The organism is Micromonospora sp. NPDC005806, assembly GCF_042871425.1.
Classification (GTDB): Bacteria; Actinomycetota; Actinomycetes; order Mycobacteriales; family Micromonosporaceae; genus Micromonospora.
Genome location: NZ_JBIAIL010000066.1, coordinates 1 through 23,955, shown reverse-complemented (window position 1 = coordinate 23,955; position 23,955 = coordinate 1). Strand labels below are relative to the sequence as shown.

The 23,955-nt window shown below is 66.6% G+C and carries 22 protein-coding genes and 1 pseudogene; 10 read left to right on the top strand and 13 right to left on the bottom strand.

What is annotated here, in order from left to right:
• The first annotated feature begins 622 nt into the window (after positions 1–622).
• Positions 623–1,612, top strand: coding sequence for a hypothetical protein (locus ACFYOS_RS34780; protein WP_387151051.1), 990 nt, complete (start codon positions 623–625; stop codon positions 1,610–1,612).
• A 54-nt stretch (positions 1,613–1,666) separates the two neighbouring features.
• Here ACFYOS_RS34780 and ACFYOS_RS34775 read toward each other — a convergent pair whose 3' ends face one another.
• From ACFYOS_RS34775 to ACFYOS_RS34735, 9 genes and pseudogenes are all read right to left on the bottom strand, one after another.
• Positions 1,667–1,867 carry a hypothetical protein gene (locus ACFYOS_RS34775; protein WP_387151048.1) on the bottom strand — a complete coding sequence of 67 codons (201 nt, stop codon included), beginning with the start codon at positions 1,865–1,867 and terminating at the stop codon, positions 1,667–1,669.
• Between the two features lie 288 nt (positions 1,868–2,155).
• On the bottom strand, positions 2,156–3,280 hold the full coding sequence (locus tag ACFYOS_RS34770) for an ABC transporter ATP-binding protein (RefSeq protein WP_387151045.1): 1,125 nt from the start codon (positions 3,278–3,280) through the stop codon (positions 2,156–2,158).
• On the bottom strand, positions 3,277–4,086 hold the full coding sequence (locus ACFYOS_RS34765; protein WP_387151043.1) for an ABC transporter permease: 810 nt from the start codon (positions 4,084–4,086) through the stop codon (positions 3,277–3,279). Before ACFYOS_RS34765 ends, ACFYOS_RS34770 begins: the two co-directional genes overlap by 4 nt.
• 2 nt (positions 4,087–4,088) lie before the next feature.
• Complete coding sequence (locus tag ACFYOS_RS34760) at positions 4,089–4,973, bottom strand: ABC transporter permease (protein ID WP_387151039.1); 885 nt, start codon at positions 4,971–4,973, stop codon at positions 4,089–4,091.
• Entirely contained in the window at positions 4,970–6,031 is a 1,062-nt protein-coding gene (locus ACFYOS_RS34755) for an extracellular solute-binding protein (RefSeq protein ID WP_387151036.1), read from the bottom strand. Before ACFYOS_RS34755 ends, ACFYOS_RS34760 begins: the two co-directional genes overlap by 4 nt.
• A 333-nt stretch (positions 6,032–6,364) precedes the next feature.
• Entirely contained in the window at positions 6,365–7,018 is a 654-nt protein-coding gene (locus ACFYOS_RS34750; protein WP_387151034.1) for a GntR family transcriptional regulator, read from the bottom strand.
• Between the two features lie 163 nt (positions 7,019–7,181).
• Positions 7,182–8,459 carry a lyase family protein gene (locus tag ACFYOS_RS34745; protein ID WP_387151031.1) on the bottom strand — a complete coding sequence of 426 codons (1,278 nt, stop codon included), beginning with the start codon at positions 8,457–8,459 and terminating at the stop codon, positions 7,182–7,184.
• Positions 8,460–8,631: 172 nt separating this feature from the next.
• Positions 8,632–9,064: pseudogene (locus tag ACFYOS_RS34740) on the bottom strand (transposase); the annotation flags it as partial.
• A 390-nt stretch (positions 9,065–9,454) separates the two neighbouring features.
• Positions 9,455–10,297 carry an ATP-dependent DNA ligase gene (locus tag ACFYOS_RS34735; protein ID WP_387151028.1) on the bottom strand — a complete coding sequence of 281 codons (843 nt, stop codon included), beginning with the start codon at positions 10,295–10,297 and terminating at the stop codon, positions 9,455–9,457.
• A gap of 1,135 nt (positions 10,298–11,432) precedes the next feature.
• Between ACFYOS_RS34735 and ACFYOS_RS34730 the strand changes: the two genes are divergently transcribed.
• From ACFYOS_RS34730 to ACFYOS_RS34710, 5 genes are all read left to right on the top strand, one after another.
• On the top strand, positions 11,433–12,833 hold the full coding sequence (locus ACFYOS_RS34730) for an alpha/beta fold hydrolase (RefSeq protein ID WP_387151025.1): 1,401 nt from the start codon (positions 11,433–11,435) through the stop codon (positions 12,831–12,833).
• A 318-nt stretch (positions 12,834–13,151) separates the two neighbouring features.
• Positions 13,152–13,532 carry a VOC family protein gene (locus ACFYOS_RS34725; protein WP_387151060.1) on the top strand — a complete coding sequence of 127 codons (381 nt, stop codon included), beginning with the start codon at positions 13,152–13,154 and terminating at the stop codon, positions 13,530–13,532.
• Complete coding sequence (locus ACFYOS_RS34720; protein WP_387151022.1) at positions 13,517–14,584, top strand: integrase core domain-containing protein; 1,068 nt, start codon at positions 13,517–13,519, stop codon at positions 14,582–14,584. Before ACFYOS_RS34725 ends, ACFYOS_RS34720 begins: the two co-directional genes overlap by 16 nt.
• Before the next feature lie 53 nt (positions 14,585–14,637).
• Entirely contained in the window at positions 14,638–14,799 is a 162-nt protein-coding gene (locus tag ACFYOS_RS34715) for a phosphatase PAP2 family protein (RefSeq protein ID WP_387151057.1), read from the top strand.
• A 62-nt stretch (positions 14,800–14,861) separates the two neighbouring features.
• Entirely contained in the window at positions 14,862–15,530 is a 669-nt protein-coding gene (locus ACFYOS_RS34710; protein ID WP_387151020.1) for a DedA family protein, read from the top strand.
• Positions 15,531–15,539: 9 nt separating this feature from the next.
• On the opposite strand, the gene ACFYOS_RS34705 is transcribed toward ACFYOS_RS34710, so the two are convergent.
• Together ACFYOS_RS34705 and ACFYOS_RS34700 are read right to left on the bottom strand one after the other, a co-directional pair.
• Positions 15,540–16,271 (bottom strand): polysaccharide deacetylase family protein, encoded by a 732-nt coding sequence (locus ACFYOS_RS34705; RefSeq protein WP_387151017.1) that lies wholly within the window; start codon positions 16,269–16,271, stop codon positions 15,540–15,542.
• Positions 16,268–17,149 (bottom strand): glycosyltransferase family 2 protein, encoded by an 882-nt coding sequence (locus tag ACFYOS_RS34700; RefSeq protein ID WP_387151014.1) that lies wholly within the window; start codon positions 17,147–17,149, stop codon positions 16,268–16,270. The genes ACFYOS_RS34705 and ACFYOS_RS34700 overlap by 4 nt, the downstream gene beginning before the upstream one ends.
• Before the next feature lie 287 nt (positions 17,150–17,436).
• Here ACFYOS_RS34700 and ACFYOS_RS34695 point away from each other — a divergent pair, with 287 nt between their 5' ends.
• Together ACFYOS_RS34695 and ACFYOS_RS34690 are read left to right on the top strand one after the other, a co-directional pair.
• Entirely contained in the window at positions 17,437–18,264 is an 828-nt protein-coding gene (locus tag ACFYOS_RS34695) for a hypothetical protein (RefSeq protein ID WP_387151011.1), read from the top strand.
• 239 nt (positions 18,265–18,503) lie between these two features.
• On the top strand, positions 18,504–19,193 hold the full coding sequence (locus tag ACFYOS_RS34690) for an IS6 family transposase (RefSeq protein ID WP_387151054.1): 690 nt from the start codon (positions 18,504–18,506) through the stop codon (positions 19,191–19,193).
• Positions 19,194–19,318: 125 nt separating this feature from the next.
• Here the strand turns inward: ACFYOS_RS34690 and ACFYOS_RS34685 are convergent, their stop codons facing one another.
• Positions 19,319–20,206 carry a carbon-nitrogen hydrolase family protein gene (locus tag ACFYOS_RS34685; RefSeq protein ID WP_387151008.1) on the bottom strand — a complete coding sequence of 296 codons (888 nt, stop codon included), beginning with the start codon at positions 20,204–20,206 and terminating at the stop codon, positions 19,319–19,321.
• Positions 20,207–20,252: 46 nt separating this feature from the next.
• A complete protein-coding gene (locus ACFYOS_RS34680) occupies positions 20,253–21,824 on the bottom strand; it encodes an APC family permease (RefSeq protein WP_387151005.1) in 1,572 nt (523 codons plus the stop codon).
• Between the two features lie 110 nt (positions 21,825–21,934).
• Here ACFYOS_RS34680 and ACFYOS_RS34675 point away from each other — a divergent pair, with 110 nt between their 5' ends.
• Together ACFYOS_RS34675 and ACFYOS_RS34670 are read left to right on the top strand one after the other, a co-directional pair.
• Positions 21,935–22,570, top strand: coding sequence for a TetR/AcrR family transcriptional regulator (locus ACFYOS_RS34675; protein ID WP_387151002.1), 636 nt, complete (start codon positions 21,935–21,937; stop codon positions 22,568–22,570).
• Between the two features lie 549 nt (positions 22,571–23,119).
• A complete protein-coding gene (locus ACFYOS_RS34670; RefSeq protein ID WP_387150999.1) occupies positions 23,120–23,734 on the top strand; it encodes a dihydrofolate reductase family protein in 615 nt (204 codons plus the stop codon).
• Positions 23,735–23,955 lie beyond the last annotated feature (221 nt).

The following is a 23,955-nucleotide window of genomic DNA, read 5'->3' as shown; positions in this document are numbered from 1 at the left end:
CGACCAACTCCACCAACTCGGCTACCAAGTCACGGTCCAACGCACACAAACAGCCTGACCTGATCACCACGACCGCCCGATTTTCGTATCAGGCGCGTAGGCGCTGATGCAGGTAGGGGCGCGGTCAATGCGGCGGCGCAGGTCGGCGATGAGCCATCCCCGGTGCGGGAACTGGTGGGCAAGCCATCGCGTCGATGCCGGCGGTTCAGCGCCAGAGCGGAATACGTACGAGGACATGAGGGCGCTCCTTGCTGGGCATGGGCATGCCGGCACACCACCGGGTCCGGTTGTGGTGAGGCGGCAGCGGCCAGGCAACGGAAGAAATGTGCGGGAGCGCGCCACGGGCGGGTTCTCAGCCCTTCGGCATCACTGGCCGGTTCTTCGGGCCCCGCAACAACACGCGCATAGCAGCAGATTCGCCAATTTGGCGGAAGCCAGCTGTAGCGCCGACCGTACGCGGAGACCCGACGGAGGACAAGCTCTCCGGTGGTGCATTCCCATCAATCACTGAAGGCGTTGGCATCAGATGCTCATCCACGTAGGGTATCCACATGAATCCATGGAGTTAGCGACCGTTCGAGGGTCCCTACCGGGTAGACCGGATGAGCGAGGTGGCCGCGGCATGGACAACGGCAGGCATAACCCTCGTAGCGAGGCGGCCCGGCAGCATCGCTGCCGCTGCAATGAGTGCGGCGGCTCGCAGCACGGCGTTCAGGGCTGGCTGGACCAGGTGAGCCACGATCACCAGTTCCGCCAGAGGGAACGTGAGCGCTTCGAGAGCGGGCTGGTCTGGACAAGGCACTACCCACGACGCCTCGAGCAGAGTCGCCACAACCAGGAGATCAGCACCGACCTTGCTCGCGTCGACATCGCCGACTGGCTCGCTGTCCCACCTCCAAAGGGATCGGAGTTCGGCTACCCATATCCGTCGCCCGTCCAGCAGGTGACCGCCTTCGCCGAGGTGATGACACGCGGGGCCTGGCGGGAGATCACCACGGAACTGCACCGCGCTACCGCAGACCCCAGCAGCGTCAAACGTGAACTCACCAACCACGGCTGGTGCGACCTCCTTGTCGGGCTGGTTCGAGCGATCGAGGTGACCCGACAGGGATTCGACAGCATCCCCGACAAGGTCAAACGCCTCGTCCTGGGCTCGGCCACACAAGCCGAGCGCCCGCACGTCACCGAAGCCGTCGTCGGCCTGATCGTCGACAAGGTGTGGCACGCGTTCCAAGCCGCGGCATCTGGGGCGTCCCACTGCTCGACCTCATCTCGAACGAAGAAGCCCTACGCGCACTGCGGATCCTTGCGGTGTTCATCTGCCCCGCGCCGGCGCAGCACCCTGCGGTACGCCAACACGCCCTGCAGCCGCTCGGAGACGACGTCACCAAGGTCCTCACCGACCAGACCAAGACGAGGCTTGCCCAGCTCTTCGCCGATTGGCGCCCAGACCGCGATGGCCAGCAGACCGAGTAGCGAAGGCGTGTATCGCTCCAGAACGGGCACGGACCCGTCGGATTGTGCGGACGCGTTGAATGGATCCCATGATCGTAAGTTAACGGCACCCACGGCGCAGGCAAGACGACGACCAGCGTGCTCGTGCAGCAACTGATCCCGGACTCCCGAGTGTTCGACGCCGAGAAGATCGGCGAGACACTCATGGACGTCACACCGGGGCTAACGCCACGGACAACTTCCAGCACTGGCCGCCGTGGCGGCAACTCGTCTCGAGACCGCCCGCCGCGTGCTCGACTACACAGGCGGCACCCTGGTCATGCCCATGACTGTCCCAGTGGAGCAGTACTGGCGCGAGATCAGCGCGGGCCTCGCCCACCACGGCATCCCGGTAAGGCACTTCGTTCTCCACGCCGACCAGGATCCTTCCAGCGAGGACCACAACCTCACAGGTCAGGAGTCAACCGAACCGGGGGCAGTCCCAAGGAAGGGTGGGGTGGTGCTTGCGCGGGGCGAAGGCCCAGCCGTCCGGGGACAGAGGCTGGGGCTTCTTCTTGCTCGAGAAGCGGTGATTGGGACCGAGAGGAGCCAGCGAGGCTGGCGACGACGGAAGCGTGCCGGTTTTGTCCCAGTCACCGCTGCTTGAGTAGAGCTGTCCGGACCGAGTGTGACTCGCGCCGGTGCGCAACCCGCTGCATTTTCAGTCGGTGGGCAGGGCTCGAGCTGCACCCGGCGGAATGGAAACGGTGGTCAGTTCGCCCGGCACGGGCAGGCTCATCGCGGCCGGATCGGACACGGTGACCCGAAGCCGGATGTCTTGGGCGATGTCAACGACAACGGTGGCGATGCTGCCTTCGTTGACGACCTCGACCACCTGGCCAGTGAGCGATGTTGCAGCACTTTCTCCGCCGAGGCGAAGCGCCTCCGGCCTGAGCAGAACGCGGACATCGTCCCCCTTGGTGACCGTGCCGGTATGCCGCGCGTACACGAAGTCCGACGTCGGCAACTGGACGGTGCATCGGTCTGCTCCGGCTTCCATGCACACGCCGGAGATCAGGTTGGACTGACCGACGAATCCGGCGACGAATGCGTTCGCTGGTTCCCGGTAGATCTTCTCGGGTGTGTCGAGCTGGTCGATCCGGCCGGCTCGCATGACCGCGATGCGGTCGCTCATCACCAGTGCTTCGGTCTGGTCGTGTGTCACGAAGATCGAGGTGGTGCCGAGTTCCCGCTGCAGATGCCTGATCTCCAGGCGGAGCTGCTCGCGAAGCTTCAGGTCGAGGTTGGACAGTGGCTCGTCGAACAACAGGACCTTCGGCTGCACCACGATGGCCCGGGCCAGGGCCACGCGTTGCTGCTGTCCGCCGGAGAGCTGGCTGGGCAGACGGTCCTCGTGCCCGGCGAGTCCGACACGTTCGAGCGCCTCCGCGACGCGCTGGCGGATCTCTTCCTTCGGACGTTTGCGCATCCGCAGCCCGTAGCCGACGTTCTGGCCGACGGTGAGGTGTGGGAAGAGGGCGTACTGCTGGAAGACCATGGCGGTATCGCGCCGGTCCGGTGGCAGCTGGTGCACGTCCTGCCCGTCGAGCAGGATCTGCCCGCCGTCCGGCGTCAGGAATCCCGCGATCATGTTCAGCGTCGTGGTCTTCCCGCAGCCCGACGGCCCGAGCAGGGTGAGGAACTCACCGGGACGCACGTCGAGGTCGAGATTCTCAACTGCCACGGACGAACCGAATTCCTTGCGGATGCTGCGCAGGGTGACCCCGTAGCCACCGGTACCTCTTTGCGTGGCCGGGCGCTCGAAGACGCTTACACGTGCGGTCACTTGGTACCTCCGTGGATGAACTCGGTCAGATGGGTGAATCGGGATGCCGCGCCGGCGATGGCGCAGATGCCAAGGACGCTGGTGACGGCGACGCAGGCGAGGGTGGGCGAGTGCTCGTACTCCATGTAATGCAGGAGCTGGATGGGTAGCGTGTTCGAGTCGCGAGTGGTGAGGAACAGGGACAGCTCGACGTTGTTGAACGACATGATGAAGGCGAACAGTGCGCCCGCGAACATGCCGGACCGCATGAGCGGCAGTGTGACTGTGGCGAATGCCCGCAGGGGCGAGGCGCCGAGGTCGCGGGCGGCGCGCTCCCACAGCGTGTTGACCCCGAGCAAGCTGACTCCCACGGTGCGCAGCACGAACGGGATGCCGATCAGCGTGTGCGTCACCACGAGCAGGGTGGGTCCGATGAGTCCGCGCGCGCTGAGCATGGAGATCAGCTGGACCACGCCGAGGCTGATCACGATCTCCGGGAGCAGCAGGGGGGCGGCGAGGAAGCCCTCCAGCGCGGCGCGGCCTCGACCCATGCCGCGTGACAGAGCGTAGGCGGCGGCCGTTCCCATCACCAGTGCGCACACCGCTGAACCCAGTGCGACTTGGGCGGACAGGGCCATGGGCAGCAGCCATTCCTGGGTGAGCGCGGTGTCCCACCACCGCATGGAGAGGCCGCTCGGCGGGAAGGAGGGGTAGGTGTCGGGCTGGATGGAGGTCCAGACGACGACGATCATCGGCACGGCCACGAAGGCCAGCACGAGCACGAGCAGCAGGGTTCGCAGCATGATCCACGGATGGAAGCGCATCATCGTCACATCCCCTTTCGTGACCGGTTGCCGGCCCAGAGCAGCGCGGACACCGTGGCGGCGCTCACCACCAGGATGATCACCGCGACGGCTGCGGCCTGGCCCCATTCGAGGCTGACCACCATGCGGTCGCGTACCAGGGTCGCGAGTGTCTGCACCCGCCCGCCGCCGAGCACAGCGGCGGCGGCGAACGAACCGAGGCTGATCGCGAAGGTGAGCATGAAGCCGGAGATCAGACCGGGCCTGATGAGCGGCAGCGTGATCTGGAAGAACGTGCGGACTGGCCCTGCACCCAGATCTCGGGACGCGCGTTCCAGTGCGGGGTCGACGCCCTGGACGCTCGACATCGCTGTGAACACCGCGAACGGGAGGAGCACGTGCACGAGTCCGACGATGACCGCGGACCAGGAGCCGATGAACGCGGTGGGTGAGTCGGACACCCCCGTCCAGAGGAGCATCTTGTTGAGCAGCCCATCGTCTTGCAGCAGCACCAGCCAGCCGTAGGTACGCACCACGACACTGGAAACCAGGGGCGATACGACGATGAGCAGGACGAGCGTGCGCAGCCGCGAGCGGGATCGAACAAGGAAGTGCGAGACCAGCAGCCCCGCGGCTGTACACACAAGGCCCACCACCACTGACGTCCAGACGGTGTCCCAGAGCACCGACCGGAAGTAGCTGTCACCGAACAGATCGGTGTAGTGCTCGGTGGTGACCGGACCCGTGACCTTGGCGCCGTTGTAGGTCATCACGCTGCTGGCGAGGAGAATCATGGTGGGGATGGCGAAGATCGCCAGCACCCAGAGCGTCGCAGGCAAGGTGAGCCACGGGAGGCGGGCCCCCTGTCGCACCGGCGCACGTGGGGGCGAGCCCATCATGGTGGCTGTCATCGCACGGTCTCCTGCCACTGCTGCTGCCATTCGGTGCGGTGCTTGTTGACCGTTGCCGCGTCGGCAATCTTGACCTCGTCGAGTCTCGCCGGCGTCGTGATGTGCTTGGCCGCGAAGTCCGCGGGGAAGGTCAGGCCGGTGACCGCGGGCCCGACGTTGTAGGCGCGTGCCCAACGCTCCTGCACCTCGTTGGAGAGCCAGTAGTCGATGAACTTGTAGGCCGCGTCCTTGTGTTCGGCGCCGACCGGGATACCGAGAGAGCCCAGATGCGCGTAGGTGCCTTCACGTGGAATGGTGAAGTCGTAGTTGTTGGTCTTGGCGTAGATAGCGGCGCGGCCGTCGAAGTAGGGGAAGGCTGTTGCGGTTTCCTTCGCCATGAACGGCACTGCCTCGGCCGAGGTGTTGGGGGTGGCGAGGGCGTGCTTGGCCAGTTCCTCGTTCCGCTTGAACCCGGGACCCATGTTGGTGACTCCCCCACCACCCATGTCGGCCAGATTGAGCAAGCCGTAGACACCGAGAATGTTCTTAGGGTTGAAGACCAGCGTGCCGTTGCGGTACTTCGGGTCCCACATCACGTCCCAGCTCGTGGGCGGCTTCGGGAAGGCCTTACGGCTGTACATCAGCGAAACCTGCTGGACGTCCTGGATTGCACCGACGCCGTGGGTGTGATCCAGCAGCTTGTTCGGCACGTGCGCCATGTTCGGCACCTGCTTCGCTGTCACCGGGGCGAGTAGCTTGTCCCGCTGCCCCTGATCCAGCTCGAGGTAGGTCATCACGGCGAGGTCGAAACCTGGTTCGCCGTTGGCTGCGCGGATGGCGGCGTACATTTCCGCCCCCGACCCGGAAGCCCTGTACTTGACCTGGATGCCGGTCTTCTTCGTGAAGGGCTTCGCGATGTGCTCCTGGAAGAGAGTCTCATACTCGGCGCCGAATCCCGCGACGACGAGTACATCCCCACCTCCCGAACTGGCGTCCGGACTGGTCGACGTACAAGCAGCCAGTGACGCCGAGAGTCCGAGCACGAGCGCCGCACAGAGGAACTTCTTCATGTCGGCCATACCTCCAGAGTGAAACTAGGACGGGGGGATCGGTTCCATAGGTGCTCGGCGGCGCCGAGCACTCGAAACGGGATAGTCCCGCTCTTGGGAAGAAGGTTGATAGTTCGCATCTCTGTCATCCGAGAAGATTCCGTGAGGGATATTCGAGACAGTGACGGCACCGTCGCCGGCAGAATGGCCAGGCTGGACGGATCGCTGGTTGAGTTCCCGGCCCCAGAAAGGGAACCGGGGCCGGGAAATGGTGGTGAGACGCGCTACCAGCCATGTGGGTGGTGGCGGTGCTGCGCTCTCAGGGGTCAACCGGTGGGCCGCGCAGTATGGCGGCCCGGTTGATCATTCAGGGAGGTTCTTCATGAGCCGCTCACGGGCGGCACTCAGCCGTTCCTCGAGCTGCTGGCACGCGGCTTCTGCCTGCCCTGACCGAAGCAGGTCGATGAACTTGTGATGGTTGGCCATGACGATCTCGTGATCGGCAAGGCCCGCTGTAATGACGGCCAGTCGAGCCTCCATCAACAGCTGTCTGTGCGCAGCGACCAAGCGTCGAGAGCCGGTCAGGCCGACAGCTGCAGTGTGGCAACGATCCTCGAGCCGGACCTGTGTAAGCCGGTCGGACGATGCGACCGCGGCTTCCAGCGCTTCAAGGCTTCGATCCAGCTCCTCGCGGTCAGCCGGGGCGGCGGTGGCGAACGATCGTGCGCCAGCCATCTCGAGGTGAAGCCGCGCGGTGTAGATGTCGACCATCTGCTCGCGGGTGACGCGGGTGACCGCGAGCGCCAGCCCGCGGCCCTGCCGTTGGACCAGGCCCTCGTTCTGCAGCTGCAGCAGTACCTCGCGGACGGTCGGCCTGGCGATGCCCAGCGATTCACTGACCTGCACTTCGGGCAGTGGCGTGCCGGGGGGCAGCGACCCGTCGATGATTTCATTGCGCAGTTGCTCGACGGCCTGGTCCACCAGGCTCGTCCGCTTCAATTTCGGCGCCGGTCGCATCAGTGACCAATCCTAGTGCCCTGCCACATTGCCCCAGCCCGCACTTGGCGGTCGCGTCGGCGCTGGTCGGGCTCTGCATGGCAGACAATGTCTGCATACCGCCCGTTCGCGGCTGTGCCGAGTGCTCCTGTGCCGGCTCCAGTGCTGCTGCTTGTGATCATTGCTATTCCTTCTGTGCCGTCGGGTACGCGTGGGCCGGGCGGCCGGAGACCGCGTCGTATCCGTCCTTCTCTGCCCGCGCGATCGCGGCATCGAAGGGACGTGCGGCGAGTAGGGCGAGCCGGGCCTGGTTCCAGCGGAGACCGTCGATGCACTTGGCGGTGAGGACGGACACCACAGAAGCCAGCTCCGTGAGCGCCGGGGAGAGGCCAGCAACGATCGCGGGAAAGTGCCCGCCGATGTCAGGCTCGCCTGCGGCGACGGCCATGCCCACACCCGTAGCTGCCGCGCGGATCGAGAAGGTGGCCTGGATCACCATGGTGGGCACGGCCGGATTGACCTTGCCCGGCATGATCGACGATCCGGGCTGGAGCTTCGGCAGCGTCAGCTCCGACAGCCCCCCGTTCGGGCCCGAGCTGAGGATGCGGAGGTCCTCGCATTGCTTGAACAGGATGCTGGCGCAACGGGCCGCAGTGTCTGCCAGCGCGGAGTAGCCGTCAGCATGCACAAAGGCATCGATACGGTTTGTGCACTGCCGCAGCGGCAGACCCGTGATGTCGGCCAGATGCCCGACAGCTGAGGGAGTGAATCCGTCCGGAGCTCCAACCCCGGTCCCGAGCACGGTCCCGCCGAGCGGAACTTCCAACAGTGTCTGTGCGGCAGCCTCGAACTGGTCCGCGAATCGCTCTGCCGCCGCAGCGTGCGACTGGTGGGCCGCCGACACCGAGACGACGACGGCGTCCTGCCAGGAGGTGCGCCCCATCCGCTCCACTCCGGCGTTCCGCTCCGCCTGCCGGATGAAGCTGCGCGCAAGTTCCCGCAGGGCCGACGCCACCTCGTATGCCTGTCGTACCAGAAGCACCTTCGTGGCGGTCGGGTAGGTGTCGTTCGAAGACTGGGACCGGTTCACATGATCGTTGGGGTGAATCGTGAGATCCGTGTCGTCCGAGAGGAGCTGGGTCGCCCGCGAAGCCAACACTTCGTTGACGTTCATATTGGTCGCGGTGCCCCCACCGGTGGCGACGACCCGCACGGGGAATTGAGCTATGTGGTCGCCGCGAGCGACTTCGCTCGCTGCCTCTGCGATCGCCCCCGCACGCACCTCGTCCAGAACACCGAGCTCCCGGTTCGCACGCACCGCAGCGAGCTTGACCTCGGCAAATGCGCGGACAAACGCGGGGAAGTCGCGCAAGCGCGGGCCGGAAGCCGGCGAGTTCTGCAGTACCAGCGAGGTCATCGGACCCCACAGCGGGGGGGTAGCGGTGTCGGTCGACTCAGTCATGCCTTACCTCAATCGATTCGGCGGGCTCGAGCGGGGATACGGGAGGGCGCCAGTGGAGCGAAGAGCCCCGATGTTCAAGTCGGAACGGGTGATTTTTGCCACCCAAGAGTGACCTTATGACCAAGGAACCAGGTTGTCTAGTTACCTGGTTGTCTGGTTGCCCGGTCGCAACCTAAGAGCCTGATAAATAAGGGTTTCGGGTGTTTTGACGGCGGGCGAGGCGGCGGGGCATGACGATGACCATGGCCCACTGGACCATCGCGGCGTGGTGGTCGGGTAGCCGTTCGTAGTCGCGCACGGTGCGTCGGCACCGGTTGATCCAGGAAAAATTGCGTTCGACGCACCAGCGGCGGTGCAGCACGACGAAGGTGGCCTGCCCGGCGAGTTTCGCGACGATCCGCACGGTGGGCGGTGGACCAGTCGACGAGTTTTCCGGCGTAGCCGCTATCGGCCCAGATCAGCCGGATCGTGGGAAAGCACGCGCGTAGCGCCCACAGCAGCGGCCGGGCGCCGTCACGGTCCTGCACTTTGGCGCCGGTGATCAGGACAGCGAGGAGCAGGCCGCAGGTGTCGACGGCGATGTGGCGTTTGCGGCCGTTGACCTTCTTGCCGGCGTCGTAGCCGCGGCTGGGTCGGCCGACGGTCTCCGCGCCCTGTACCGACTGGGAGTTGGGCGGTCAGCTCGCTCATGGCCGACAGGTACCTGTCTTTGAACGGCTGGTCGCCGCCCCGCCGATCTGCGCCGCCTGGTCGACCGGGCCCGCGCCGACCCGCACGTGGTCGCCTTCCCGTACCGGCATGTCCGCGAGCTCGACGGCGAGGAGCCGCAGCAATGGCACAACGGGCACGGCCACGCCGGCGGCTCGGCGACCACGCCGGTGCGGGACTGGTGGCCGTGCCGCTGCGGCAGGCACCTCGTCATCCGCTGCCGGATCTGCTCTGACACCTGCGGGTCGAGCAGGCGCCCTTCCCGACTGCGAATCGGGTGAGCTCAGTCAGGCGATTCGCACGTAGTCGGAGAAGGGATCTTGGCCCTCGTCGAGGATCAGCGGCACGTCGTACACCGACAGGTCCGGTCTGGGCCGTGCGTACCGGACGCGGTGACGCCACCGGTGGTGCTCGTAGGCCGTGTCCACCTCAATCTCGGCCACTACGGTCGGCTCGACTTGGGCGTAGCGCAGTGGCTCGGGCCGCTCGAAATGGCCGGACCATGTGGCGGGCAGCGGATCGGGCCAGGGGTGGATGGCAACACGGCGCTCGGTCGGGCGTGGCGGGGACAGCAGACTTGCCAGCTCCTGGCGCTGCGGCGTCGCGAGGGGGTGCGTGCGGCCGGTGTATCGCAGCCGACCACGCCGGTCGAATCGGCCGAGCAGCGCAGTCTCGGGGTTGCGGATGCTGCCGGTGACGCCGCCGATGATGGCCTCCGTGGTGGCACGGGCCCGGAACTTCGCCCATCCTCGCCTGCCGGGCTCATGCCGGCTGTCGAGGCGTTTGATCACGACACCTTCCACACCGGCCGCGGTCCAGGTGGTCAGCCATTCGCTGACCTCAGCGACGTCGACACTCTGCGGGGTGAGCGCCAGCTGCGGCGGGGCGCCGGCGCACAGCCGCACCAGCCGGGCACGACGCTCGACCAGGGGCGCGTCAAGCACGGGCTCTCCGCCAGCGTCGACGAGAAGGTCGAAGGTGACGTAGTACGCCGGGTGCTCACGAGCTTGGCGCAGCAGGTGTCGGCCTGCGGTGACTCGCCGTTGCAGCAGGGCGAAGTTCGTCCGCCCCCGCTCCCAGACCACCAGTTCCCCGTCGAGCACCGCACCGGGCGGTACGAGGGCACGCACCGCCCGCGTGATGTCTGCTGGCGCGCGACTGCAAGTAGACGTCCGAGGCTCCCCAGAAGGCCAGCGCCCGCCACCCGTCCCACTTCGGCTCATAGGTCAAGTCCGGGCCCTCGGGCACCGCGTCGACCGGCGCGACAGGCCGGCTTAGCACCAGCCCACCTGGCGACGTCTCCCACCGCCAGCCCGGACTCACCCCCTCCAGCCCCATCCGTCCAGACCGCGAGCGCCACTCATATCCGTCCCTTCCCCGCCATCGTCGGGCAGCGGGAGTGGGCCCCGGGCGCAGATCACGCACAACGAAATGCATCGGATCTGCCGCAATTGCGAGTCGCTCCCCCGGCGCTGGTCCACCGCCTGGTCCTCTTGCCCAACGTTCGGCAGGCGGAGCCTTCAATATGGACACTTGGACGGTTTGTGTGGCAAGATCTCCGAGTGAGCTGGCAAGCTCACATGACCATGGAGCTTTGGCAGGCTATTTCGGCTTTTTTGGCCCATGGGGGTCAGAAACTGGAGAAGGCTATAAAAGTCAGGGCCTTCTTATTTTCGCCACGGATGTAGCACTTGGCCGCTGTCACCCTATCAGCCAGTTGATGGAAAGTTCATGCGTTGACTTCGCATCGCGAGGCGAGCACCATCAGTGACGCGTTCAGAGTCGACAGAACTAGGCGGGCCCCGGGAAACGACCCCGAGCAGTAGCGACACGATCGTTGACAAACGAACATGTCAACATGCTTCGCTGTTCTTGTCGACGCATCCTTCCGTGGGATCCACAGCCGGCGGAGGGCAGTGACACCAGATGCCGCTCGGCGCGCATCGCGACCCGATTTGCGGAAGCGGCACCGTTCCTTATCCAACGCATATTCCGCGTCTCAGGAACGTCCCGAGGTTGAGATTCCGCATGCTGGCCGCCGTCGCGGCCCTTTTCATCCTGCCCGCGCCCGCGCCCCGCCCTCGCAATTAGGCAGGCGTGGCCAGGTTTCACGACTACGCGAACGGCGCGTAGCCGCACCTATGTAAGGAGACCCCCATGTCCAAGACAAAGCGAAGACTCAGAGGGGCGGCATTCACGATTGTCGCAGTAACTGCGCTGACTGCCGCATTCTCTCAGCCGCTCTCCGCACCATGGTCCTCACCGATGGCCGGTGTCAGCGGCGCGGCTGCGGCCGCCGGCTGCGACAAGGTGCCGACCGGTGTGCAGGTCAGCGATCACTTCCTGCCCTTCACCGTCCCCGCCGGGCTGATGCCCGACCCACAGTTCGACGGGCTCCCGGCCGAACTGCAGGTGCACCGCGTCCAGCCCGTCTACGCCCACGGCAAGTGCCACTCGGTGCCCAACCGGGCCGCGGTGCTGATCCACGGCCGCACCGTGTACGGCCCGGCCGTGTTCGACCTCCGACAGCCCGCCCCCGAAGGCGGCGAGCTCAGCATTCAGAAGGCGCTCGCCCGGGCAGGAATCGACACCTTCGCCCCCAACCTGCTCGGCTACGGCCGCTCGACGCGCTTCGCCCACGGCCTGAACGATCCGGGCAACGCAAGCCTGCCCGCCTACAATACGGACGGCACCTGCTCCTACCACGAGGGGTGCGACCGCACGCATCTCGGGCTCTTCCCCCTCGATCAGCAGGGGCCGATGCAGGATCCGACGCTGTTCACCAATCCGCTCGGCGGACAGCGGCGGGCCCACTCGAGCAACGTCCGGTTCGCCCGTGTCGACACCTTCGTGCGCGACATCCGTCAGGTCATCAACGACGCCATCGCGCAGGCGCAGCCGTCGGACGGCAAGGTAACCCTGGTGGGCTACTCGGCTGGTGGGCAGTTCGTCGGCCGGACGCTGTACGCGGCCAACCCGAACCCGCTCCTTCCCCACAGCGACCAGTACATCGCCAAGGTCAACCGTGTCGTGTTCGCGGCGTCGCTCTTCGGTTTCCCGACCGAGGAGACGCCGCCGCCGGGCGGCTTCGCTACCTTCCCGCTGCACGTCTTCGTCGGTGGCGGACCCGGGAACCTGCCGCCCGACCGCGAGGCGGCGTGCACCGGCCGTGTGGTCCCGGGCAGTCGGGAGCAGGTGGCGGCGCAGGTCCTGGAGGAGGACCCTGTGGGCGCCCAGTGGGGAGGGACCATCCCCGGCCACCCGACCGGCCTCGCCCGCAGTCCGGTTTTCTCCAGCTACGGCTGGAACACCGAAGTCGCAGCACAGCTGACCCCACCCACGCTCGTCATCCACGGTGCTGAAGACGGTCTGACGCCGCCGGCGAACGCGACAGCCATCTACAACGCCGCCCCGATGACGAACAAGGTGCTGGTAACGGTTGCGTGCGGAAGCCACACCTTTGTGTGGGAGGGCTGCTCTGGGCACCGCTGCACCCCCACCTCGGGCACCCCCTACGGCGGCACCCCCGGTGCTCCCTGGGCGGGTCCCCATTCCACCGTCAGGGCGGCGCTGATCGAGTGGATCAAGAGTGGGACCTTCAACGGCGCCCCGCGCGGGCAGTTCGCCGTCGACGAGAGCGGGGTGGCGAGCGCCACCGGGCCCTGAGATCGGCTGGCGTTCGACGGTATGAAGAAGGCCCGGGTCACGGTCGGCGATCAAGCCCGTGACGTGGGCCTTCCTATAGAGCGGCCCAACGGAATGAAACCCACGGCCTACGCATTGCGAGTCCGTTGCCGTTACTGACTGCGCCCCGGCCCGCGCGGTATATGAGCCGCCGCCGTGGGCCTGAGCCGGGGCGAGAGGCAGGGTGGCCCTGCCCCGGACCGCATCACGCGGCGGTCCGCGCGCGGTCGCTCATGACCGGGCACGAGCGAAGGTCAGGGCCGGCCCGATACCGGCGACGAAGGTGAACGCCCCGACTCCATCGTCGACCCTGACGGGGTCGGGCCGCGGATCTGGTTCCAGCCGGTCCCCGAGGCCAAGGTTGTCAAAAATCGGCTGCATCTGGATATCAAGATCGCTGACCGGACGGCGGCACTCCAGACGCGTCGGGAGCAGGTCGACACCGAGGTCGAGCGGTTGACTGGGCTCGGCGCAACCGTGGTCCGCGTGCTGGCAGATCCAGGCATGGATCATTACGCGGTTACTATCCACGACCCCGAAGGCAACGAGTTCTGCGTGGGTCCGACGGCTGGACGGCGGGGCCTGTGGGGTTCCATAATCCCGTCACCCTCAATGGCCTGGCCGCACGTGGTGCTGGCGATGCGCCTGGGGCATGATCGGGCTTCGTGTCATTGCGCCTGATCTACCTCGTGCTTTGCCGCGTCACCTCGTGGCTGGACCTCCTCAGCCGAACCAAGACGGCCAAGGACGTGGAGATCCTCGTCTTACGTCACGAGAACGCGGTCCTGCGCCGGCGGAACCCAAAGCCACGACTGGACTGGCCGGATCGCGCCGTGCTCGCCGCCTTGATCAGACTTCTGCCCCGAGCGTTAAAGGTGCAGCGGCTTGTCACTCCGGCCACCGTCCTGCGCTGGCATCGTCGCCTGGTAGCCCACCACTGGACCTACCCGAACCGAGCCGGGCGCCCACCGGTCGACCCGATCGTGGCCGGCCTGGTTGAGCAGATGGCCCGGGACCATCCCGGCTGGGGATACCAGCGCATCCAGGGCGAACTGCTTGGCCTCGGGCACCGAATCGGCGCCTCCACGATCCGCCGGATCCTCAAGCGTCTGGGCATACCGCCAGCGCCGCTACGTCGGGACCACACCACCTGGCGCCGGTTCCTCCGCACGCAGGCGTCGACCATCCTCGCATGCGACCTCTTCCATGTGGACTGCACCCTCACCCTCCAACGCCTGTACGTGTTCTTCGTAATGGAAGTCGGCAGCCGGTACGTGCACATCCTCGGCGTCACCGCCAACCCGGATGGGCCGTGGACCGTACAGCAGGCCCGCAACCTGCTGATGGACCTCGGCGACCGGGCCGACCAGTTCAAGGTGCTGATCCGGGACAGGGCCGGACGCTTCACCACCGCCTACGGCGCCGTACTGGCCAACGCCGGCATCACGGTGCGCAAGATCCCGCCGCGCAGCCCGCGAGCCAACGCCTACGCCGAACGGTTCATCCGCACCGTGCGCCGCGAGGTCACCGACCGCGTGCTCATCGTCGGTGAACGGCACCTACGGCGAACACTCGATCGATACGCCCGCCACTACAACGGGCGGCGTCCGCATCGGGCGCTGCAGTTGCAGCCTCCACGCTCCGACCGTCCTGCCGTCGACCTTGCTCACGAGCGGGTCAAACGCCGGCCGGTTCTCAGCGGGCTGATCTACGAGTACGAACGAGCCGCATAAGAGACCCAGCTCAGCGCACGTGACAAGGTTTTGGAACCCCACAGGCCACCGTCATCGGATTCGCCCGGGTGTGGACAGGTGTGCATTATCCGGCCGACATCGTCGCCGGCGCGGTTATCGGCGTGGTAGCCGTGCTGATCACCGCGTTCGGCCGGCGCGCGTTCGACCGGTGGAGCCACCGTCGCGGGTCGGGCACCGCTGTCGGCAGCCGGTGACCGCATTCCTCGTCCGCCCGCTCCCCGCAGGCTTTCCGCCGCACCTATTCGGAGGTCCCCTCGTGTCGACGTCTCTGGCCCTGCCGGCGGTGGGTCCCGGTTTCCTCAATCCGGACTGGTTGATCTCCACTTTCGGGTTGATCGGTATCCTCGCCATCGTCTTCGCCGAGTCCGGCCTGCTGATCGGTTTCTTCCTCCCCGGTGACTCGCTGCTGTTCACCGCCGGGCTGCTCGTCGCCGACGGCCGCTACCTGCACCAGCCGCTGTGGCTGGTCTGCCTGCTGGTGGCCGTCGCCGCGATCGCCGGGGACCAGGTGGGCTACCTGTTCGGCAAGCGGGTCGGCCCGAGCCTGTTCCGCCGGCCCAACTCACGGCTGTTCAAGCAGGAGAACGTGCAACGGGCCAACGACTTCTTCGCCAGGTACGGGGCCCGGTCGATCGTGCTGGCCCGGTTCGTGCCGATCGTGCGGACGTTCACCCCGATCATCGCCGGGGTCAGCCGGATGCACTACCGGACGTTCCTGATCTACAACGTGCTCGGCGGGGCGCTCTGGGGCATCGGCGTCACCGTGCTGGGCTACTTCCTCGGCCAGATCGCCTTCGTCAAGTCCAACATCGAGTTCATCCTGATCGGCATCGTGGTGATCTCCGTGGTACCGATCGGCATCCAACTGCTCCGGTCCCGGCGGCACGCCGCCCAGGCGTCCGATGCGGCGACGATCCGTGACTGAGCGGTCCCGTCAATGGCCCACGTCGGGCTGGTAGGCGGGCACGTCGAGCAGTTCATCGACGGTGACGAAATGAAAGCCGCTGGCCAGTAACGCCTCGGTGGTCAGCTTGACCGCCTCGACAGTCTGGCTGCGGTTGCCGCCTCGGGCATCGAATCCGTCGTGGAAGATCAGGATGGTGCCGGGCCGTGTCTTCGCGATCGCTTCGCGGGCGATCGCCGCCGCGTCGATCTGCAGTACCTCGAGGGCGTGGCAGAACACGCCGGACACCGGCTGCAATGCCGCTGCTCGCAGCATCCGCAGCAGCGGGGGATGCCGCCACAGCCACGGAGAGCGGGCCAGCGCGGGTGCGCGGCCGACGTACCGGCGAAGGACCTCCTGCGTCCGGTGGACCTCCCTTTTGTAGCGGCCGGGACGAAGGTAGCTGCTGAAGCTGTGGGTCAGCGAGTGGTTACCAATGACGTGACCGGCGGTAACCATCCGTCTGGTCGTGGCGGGGTGCCGCTCCACGCAGCTGCCTACCTGGAAGAACGTGGCGCGGATGTGCCGGCTGTCGAGGTAGTCGAGGATCTGGGAGGTGTACGGCTCGTTAGGGCCGTCATCGAAGGTCAGTGCGACGACCCGCTTCGTCGAGGGTCCCCGGTACGGGTAACGGCCGAACAGTTGGCAGTAGGGAGACAGGAATGTCCAGTAGCCGGCGACGACGATGGCGACGAGGAGCAGCCCGCCGGCAAGCCACCTCATCGGTGCCCGTCCTGGCCTGCGCTCAGCCTGATGTGCCGCAGTAACGAGTGATAGGTGTCGGAGACCTGCCCGGCTGGCGCCGCGGAGGGAATCGCCAGTAGCGCTGCGGCCGCGACGCTGCCGATGATGCGCCAATGGCGCGTCGCGGCGCGGCTGGTGCGGAAGGCGGGTGCGGATCCGAGGACGCGGCGGCCGAACAACCGGTTCAACAGGTACGCCAGCAGATAGTGCACGAGCAGCGTGACGAACATGTTGTAGACCAGGCCGCGGGTGAGCCGTCGCCCGGAGCTGTGGCTTGGATTGCTTCTGTCATACACCACGCGACCCTGACGGCGTAGCCTGCGCAGCAGGTCCAACTCGTCGCCACCCTGCGTCAGCTTCGTGTCGTAGCCGGGAAAGTGGTCCCGGCGCATGGCAATGTTCGTCGCGGTCACGTAGAACACCCGCCCGGTCAGCCGGTAGGCCAGGCCGACGAGCCCGAACAGCAGCCGGGCGTACAGCCGTCCCCAGTGCGGACCGTCCTTGTACCGGCAGGGGCCGACCACCCCCACGACCCGGTTGTCCGCGGCGAACGCGCGGTGGATCTTGTCCAGCCAGTCCGGGGGATAGGTGGTGTCGGCGTCCGCCGAGACGATGATCTGGCCGCGACTGGCCTGGGCGCCGCGCTGTCGGGCCGCGCAGACGCCGCGCTCGTGCTCCATCACCACCGTTGCCCCGAGGTTCCGGGCTATCGCGGCTGTGGCATCGGTGCAGTTGTTGTCCACGACGATGATTTCGCAGCCGCCCACGACGCGTTGGGCTCGTAGCGATGCGATTGTCGCGGCGATGTAGTCGGCTTCGTTGAAGCAGGGGATGACCACACTGAACCGTACGCCCACTCCGTCACCTTCCGGTTACTCCAGGGTGCCGCGGTGCGGCTCCGACGGACGGCCGCCAGCAGCCACCTTCCTCGGTCGGTCGCCCGCGACGCAATGTGGCTCACATGATCGACGGTGCGACCTGAGAGCAAGCTGATAAAGAGTCACGGCAAGGCTCCAGCAGAGCAGTGGGCTTCGGTCGGGTTACCCTCACCAGCGCGTAGCAGGCGCGCCATTCACAATTGACCCATTTGTGAGGTAGCGAGTTTCTCAGCCACGCTTCAGGTCCGTTCTGCGAGTCTCCCGGGATGAAGATCGACGATCAGTACGCGTATGCCTCGGTGCCGCGGGTTCGGCAGATGTTGAACAAGGTTCCTGAGGTCACCTTCTACTTTTGGGTCATCAAGGTCCTGGCGACCACGGTGGGTGAGACGGCGGCGGATTTCCTCAACGTCAATCTGCACCTCGGCCTGACCGGCACGACGGTGGCGATGGTCGTGGTGCTGGCCGTCGTGCTCGTCGTGCAGTTCAGAGCCGACCGGTACGTTCCGTGGGTCTACTGGCTGGCGGTCGTGTTGATCAGCATCGTGGGCACGCTGATCACCGACAACCTGGTGGACAACCTCGGCGTGCCGTTGGAGGTCACCACGGCCGTGTTCGCCGTGGCGCTCGCGGCGACGTTCGGGGCCTGGTACCGCAGCGAGCGCACCCTGTCGATTCACACGATCGTCACCTCGCGGCGGGAGGGGTTCTACTGGGCGGCGATCCTGTTCACGTTCGCCCTTGGTACGGCCGCGGGGGATCTGCTGGCGGAGAGCATGGATCTGGGCTATTGGCGGTCCGGCCTCATCTTCGGCGCTCTGATCGCTCTGGTCGCGGCCGTGTACTCCCGGTCCTGGCTGGGCGCGATCCCGGCCTTCTGGATCGCCTACGTCCTGACCCGCCCGCTTGGCGCGTCGTTGGGCGACTACCTGTCCCAAGCCCCGGACGACGGGGGTCTCGGTCTGGGCACGGTCGTGACCAGCGCCCTGTTCCTGGCGACGATCCTGGCACTGGTCGTCTACCTGAGCATCACGAAGCGGGACGCGTCGCCGGTGGTGCCGACGGACGAAAGAAGTCCGGCCCTGCAGCGGTGACCAGGCCGCCGGAGGCTGTTCTCGGAGTGTCCGGCCAAGGTCGGTGGGCGCCGCCGTGGTGGCGGCTCTCGCCGACCTCGGCCCGGTCCGCATCATTCTGCTGAGCTGAGTGAATGTGGCCGGGCCTGGATCGGAAGGTGGTGGGCGTCTGTTCGCGCAGCGGGGCTCCGTTGCGTTGAGCGATTGCAAGATCGAGGCAGACTTGGGCAGTGAGGTCATCGAGCCAGCCTGACCCGTGGCTGCCGCCGAAGTCGGCGTTCGCCGGGTTCCGGTTCCCGCCGGAGGTGATCGTCGTCGCGGTCCGCTGGTATCTGCGGTTCAACCTCTCCCATCGCGATGTGGAGGAGCTGCTGGTCGAACGTGGCGTGGAGGTCGACCACGTCACCGTGTTCCGGTGGGTGCAGCGGTTCACGCCGCTGCTGGCCGACGCCGCCCGCTTCTGCCGGCACTCACCAGGCGACAGGTGGTTCGTTGATGAGACGTACGTCAAGGTCAACGGAGTGTGGCGGTACGTGTACGGGGCGGTCGACCAGTACGGGCAGGTCATCGACGTGCTGGTCTCGGCCCGCCGGGATGTCGGCGCGGCCCGGCGGTTTTTCCGACGGGCGTTGTCGACGTTGAGGGTGACACCCAGCGAAGTGCTCACCGACGCAGCGCCGGTCTACCCCGGCGTGCTCGACGAGCTGATCCCGTCCGCGTGGCACCACGTCGAGCAGTACGCCAACAATCCGATCGAGGCTGATGACAGCCAGCTCAAACACCGGTTGAGACCGATGCGCGGGCTACGAACGGACAAGACCGCACAAGTGATCATCGCTGGCAACGCGTTCATGCAGAACCTGCGCCGCGGACACTACGAACTCGCCATCGACACCCCGCCCGCTCTGCGGGTCGCCGCGGCGTTCACCGAGCTCGCCCAAGCGATCTGACCGCCCACCCGGCACGGGCTTAACGCGTCTTCCGATCCCACAACGCAACGGCGCCCGTCGACGGCATGCACGACGTCCCAGCTCAGCGGTAACGGACGATCTTCTGGCATCCACAGAAGAGTCGTTTAGACGGTGGATGGTGGTGCGGCTGTCGGCCGGGGGTTGATGTGGCCGTACATGGGCAGCTGGAGGTTCGGTCCGTGCTTGTCCAACTGCTCCCATGGACGGTTAAGCCCGAACGAGCCGAAGGTGCGCACGCGCGTGACGGCGTCGAGGTCCAAGACGTCCATGAGGATCTCCTCGCCGCCTCGGGCCTGCTGGCGGACGTTGCCTTCCGGGTCGACAATCACCGACTCGCCGGTTGCGTGCGGATCTGAGCCGTTCACGCCGACCACGTATATCTGGTTTACGCCAGCGTTGGCCCGGGCGAACACCAGTTCCATCTCGCGATCGCGGGTCGGGGTGAGCGTCGGTTGCAGCACCACCTCCGCACCGGACCACGCGAGCTGACGGAAGACTTCCGGGAACGCCCCGTCGTAGCAGATCGCGAGGCCGATGCGGGTGTTCTGACCGTCGCTGAGCTCCATGTCGAACACGACGAGGTCGGTTCCCGGTGTGGTCGTCTCGTACGGCTGCCATGGGAAGCACTTGCGGTATTGGGCGGCGAGCCGCCCGTCGGGCGCCACCACCACGGCGGTGTTGTGCACCGCGCCGTGCACACCGCGCTCGTACACGCTGCCTGGCACCAGCCATAGGCCGGTCTGGCGGGCCAGTTCGGCGAGTTTGTCGGTCAGCGGGCCGGGCAGCTCTATGGCTACCTGGTCGGCGTACGACGGGTCCTCTTGCAGCAGCAGTCCCGGCGCCGACAGGTGCAGCTCGGGATGTACCACGAGCTGCACCTGCGGGAATGTCTCCCGGATGGCATGAATCTGATCGGCGTAGCGCGCCCATGTTGCGTCAATGTCGCCGGCGATGGGCTTGGTCTGGACGGCGGCTATCGCCAGGGTACGCATGCCACTCCTTTGATCATAGCAAATGGGGAGGTTTGGGTGCCTTTTGTTAGGAGGCAGCGTCGGCGACGGCCGGTGCGGCCGGCTCGGTTTCCGTCAGCGGCCCGGTATTGGCCGGCGACTCGTTGCCCGTCGTCGCAAAGGCAAGCTTTGCCCGGAAGAAGACGGGCCTGGCCAGCGAGTAGCCGAGCATCACCAGCACTCCGAGCACGATGGTGCCGCCACCGATGAGCAGCACGCCTCCCACGCCGCCGATCGAGGTGACCCCGTAGTCCGGGGAGCGCATGTCCCACACGCTCTTGACGAAGACAGCGGTGAGGGTCACCGCGCCGAACAGCGGCAGGATGCCCTTGAGCAGCAGGTCGTTCAGGCTGCGGGTGAGCACGCTGCGGAACTGCCACACGCAGGTGTAGCCGACCAGCGCGTAGTAGAACGCGATGAGCAGGCCGATCGATGCGATCGCATCGGCCGCCGCCTTGCCACTGCCGAGCAGGCTCAGACCCAGGAACAGCAGGATCGTCGCGCCACCGATGACCGCGGTCGCTACGGATGGTGTCTGGAAGCGGCGGTTCATCCGTCCGAACGCGGCCGGGACCGCCCTCGCCGTCGCCATCGAAAGCACGGTACGGGCGGTGGGCAGGATCCCGGTCTGCAGCGCGGCGATCGCAGAGCTGAGCACGGCGAGGATCAGCAGCTTGCCCCAGGCCGAGCCGAGCACCGCGGCGCCGACCACGGCGAGCAGGTCCGCTGCGGTGTCCTCGTTGCCGAGGCCGATGCCGTCCGCGCCGATGCCCGCGTAGGCCTGGGCGGCCACGGTGGCGAGCACGAAGATGCCGATGAGCAGGGCCATCGAGATGACTGCGGCGCGTCCGGGGTTGCGATCGGGGGCTTCGGTCTCCTCGTTGACGCTGACCGCGGAGTCCCATCCCCAGTACACGAAAATCGCGACGAGCAGGCCGGCCGCAAGCGTGCCGAACGAGCCCACACCGAAAGGATTGAACCAGCTCAGCGATGGCGTCGCGTGCCCGGCGGGGGCATGACCGGTGGCTACCTTCACCAGCGCCACCACCGTGAAGATGGCCAACATGATCAGTTCGACGACCAGCAAGACGCGCTGAACCCAGGCGGAGATCTCGATGCCTCGCCAGCACACCAGCGTCATCAGCGAGATCAGGCCGACGCCGACCACGGTGACCCAGGTCTGTGAGGCGGCGAGGCCCTCCGCGCCGAAGAGCAGCAGCAGGTACGAGCCGGCGATGCCGGCGAGGTAGGCCATAGCGACGACGGACGCGGCCGTCATCACCCAGCCACCGAGCCAGCCCGTGCGCGGACCGAACGTACGGGCGGCCCAGGTGAACGTGGTACCGCAGTCCGGGTCGATGCGATTGAGCTGAGCGAACGCGACCGCCACGCACATCATCGGGACGAACGCGAGCAGGAGCATCGCCGGGGCGGGGGCCCCGACGGCGAGCACGATGTAGCCGACGCTGGCCGCGACCGTGTAGGCAGGCGCGGTCGCGGAGATGCCAATGACGATGCTGGAGGCGAGCCCGAGAGCGCCGCCTTTGAGTCCCTTGTCTGGTGCGCCCGACGACGCTGCCGGGGCTTGCGTTGCGCTCACGGTGCTCTCCCGAGGATCGAGCCATTCTTTGAACTTCGGATTAAAGAATCGCCGCTTTAGCCTGTCAAGAGGTCCGTGCAGACCTTGCCAACTTCTGAAAGAATGACCGCGTGGCGAGGACCAAGAATCAGGGAGAGCGCCGTCGGCAGATCGTCGCTGCCGCGCAACGCGCTGTGGTCAAACGCGGGCTGGCCGGGGTACGCCTACGTGACGTCGCCGACGAGGCGGGCCTCACCGCCGGCGCGGTCCTCTACTACTACGACGAGCTGGAAACTCTTCTGCTGGAAGCCCACCACCGCGCCATCGAACGGTTCTGCCGCGACCGCGAGGCGGCCGTTGACGCCGCCGCAGACCCTCGCGAGAAGCTCATCGCGGCGGTCCGCGCCGGCCTGCCCACCGGTCCTGACGACGAACTCGTTCGGATGCTCTATGAGTTCGAAGGCCCCGCGTTCCGCAACCGCACCTTCGGTGCGCTCAACCACGCCTACTTCGAACGGCAGGTCGGCATCTACCACGCGATCCTCGCCACGGGCGAGGCCACCGGCGCCTTCCGGCTCACCGCAGCCGCGCGCGTGATCGCCCGCAACCTGGTGGCGCTCGAAGACGGGTACGGCTTCTACGTGGTGCTCGAGGACAGTGACATCGACACCGCCGGTGCGGAGCAGTTGATCCTCAGCTACGCGCAGTCTGCGACTGGCGCGACGTTCTGCAAGGCCAGGCCCTCCAGCGACGCCTTAGCGCCCTGACCTGCGGATACTCTAATACCAGGCGACGTAGAGCACCGTCGACTGCTACTCAATTCGGCTGAGCGCTCCGTGTGAAGCAGGACGCCGCACCGACTCTGACCTGCGGATACGGAAACCCGCAGGTCATGGTGGGTGCAGTTGAGTGCCGATCGGTGCCGTTGGGCGCTGTTCAACGCCGTTCAGTGCACCCGGTTGCTCCCAGCCTGCTCCCCGGTCTCGGGCCGCGAGACCGTCGGCAGCTGATCGACTGGCGCGGTCTCTTGTCACGCAGGCCCGCGCTCGTGTGGGGCGGGAAACTCGCGGTGCCGGCCCCGCTGCTGCAACCGATGCGCTGCCTCGGTTCACCGCACCCCCAGCTCCTGATCCGCTCCCCCGGCATCCGCCAACCGGCCCGTCGAGCCGAACGCAGGTACGTTTCGACGGCTGATCCGGCTGGTTGCGCAGCATCCCGCTCCACCGGGAACACCTCGGGTCTGTGGCCGGCCGATGAGTTTGGGATGCTGCGCTGGTCTACCTACCGATACCACCTGACTCGAAGGGATCACCGCGATGGCAAAGGTCATCTCCACGCTGTTCATCTCGGCCGACGGTGTGGCCGAGATCGACCCTGATTGGCACTTCCCGTACTTCGACGAGAACATGGGCCGCGCCGTCGGCGAGGACTATGACACCGCTGACGTGCTGCTCATCGGCCGGGAGACCTACGACAGCTTCGCCGGAGCCTGGCCCGACCGCGAGGCGGCGGGCGGGGACGACGCGCCGTTCGCCAAGCAACTCGGGGACGTGCGCAAGGTGGTCGTCTCGCGCCAGCCGCTGGAGTTCTCCTGGCGCAACTCCGAGCTGATCAAGGGCGATCTCCTCGATGCCGTCACCTCGCTCAAGGCCGATGCCGGCATCAGAGGCATCCTCATCCCCGGGTCGATCTCCGTGGTGCAGCAGCTGCTCGCCGCGGGGCTGGTCGATGAGCTGCGACTGCTGGTGCACCCGGTGGCGGCGCGTAAGGGCCGCAGGCTGTTCGACGACGGCGAGGCGCCGTACCACCTGAGAATGACGGCGACGGAGGCGTTTCCGACGGGTGTGATTCGCGTGATCTACTCGCCGACGGAGGTACCCACCAAGGTCGGCTACGACGAGGTCAAGGACCAGGTGCCCGGCGGGAAGTAGTGGCCTTCTCGGGAGGATCGCCGCAGCGGCGCCACCTCCGTCGGTCGGCGATGTGATCGTCCGATAGCGCCCACGTGGGCGCGATCAGCGGACAAGCATCGCACGTCCCGACAGCGCAGTGCTCACCTAAGGCGTGTTTCAAAAGTTGGGTGGGTCTGATCGAAGTCACGGCGTGGCGGTGATCGATAACTGAAGAGGTCTCCGGTATCTGGTTCTGCGAC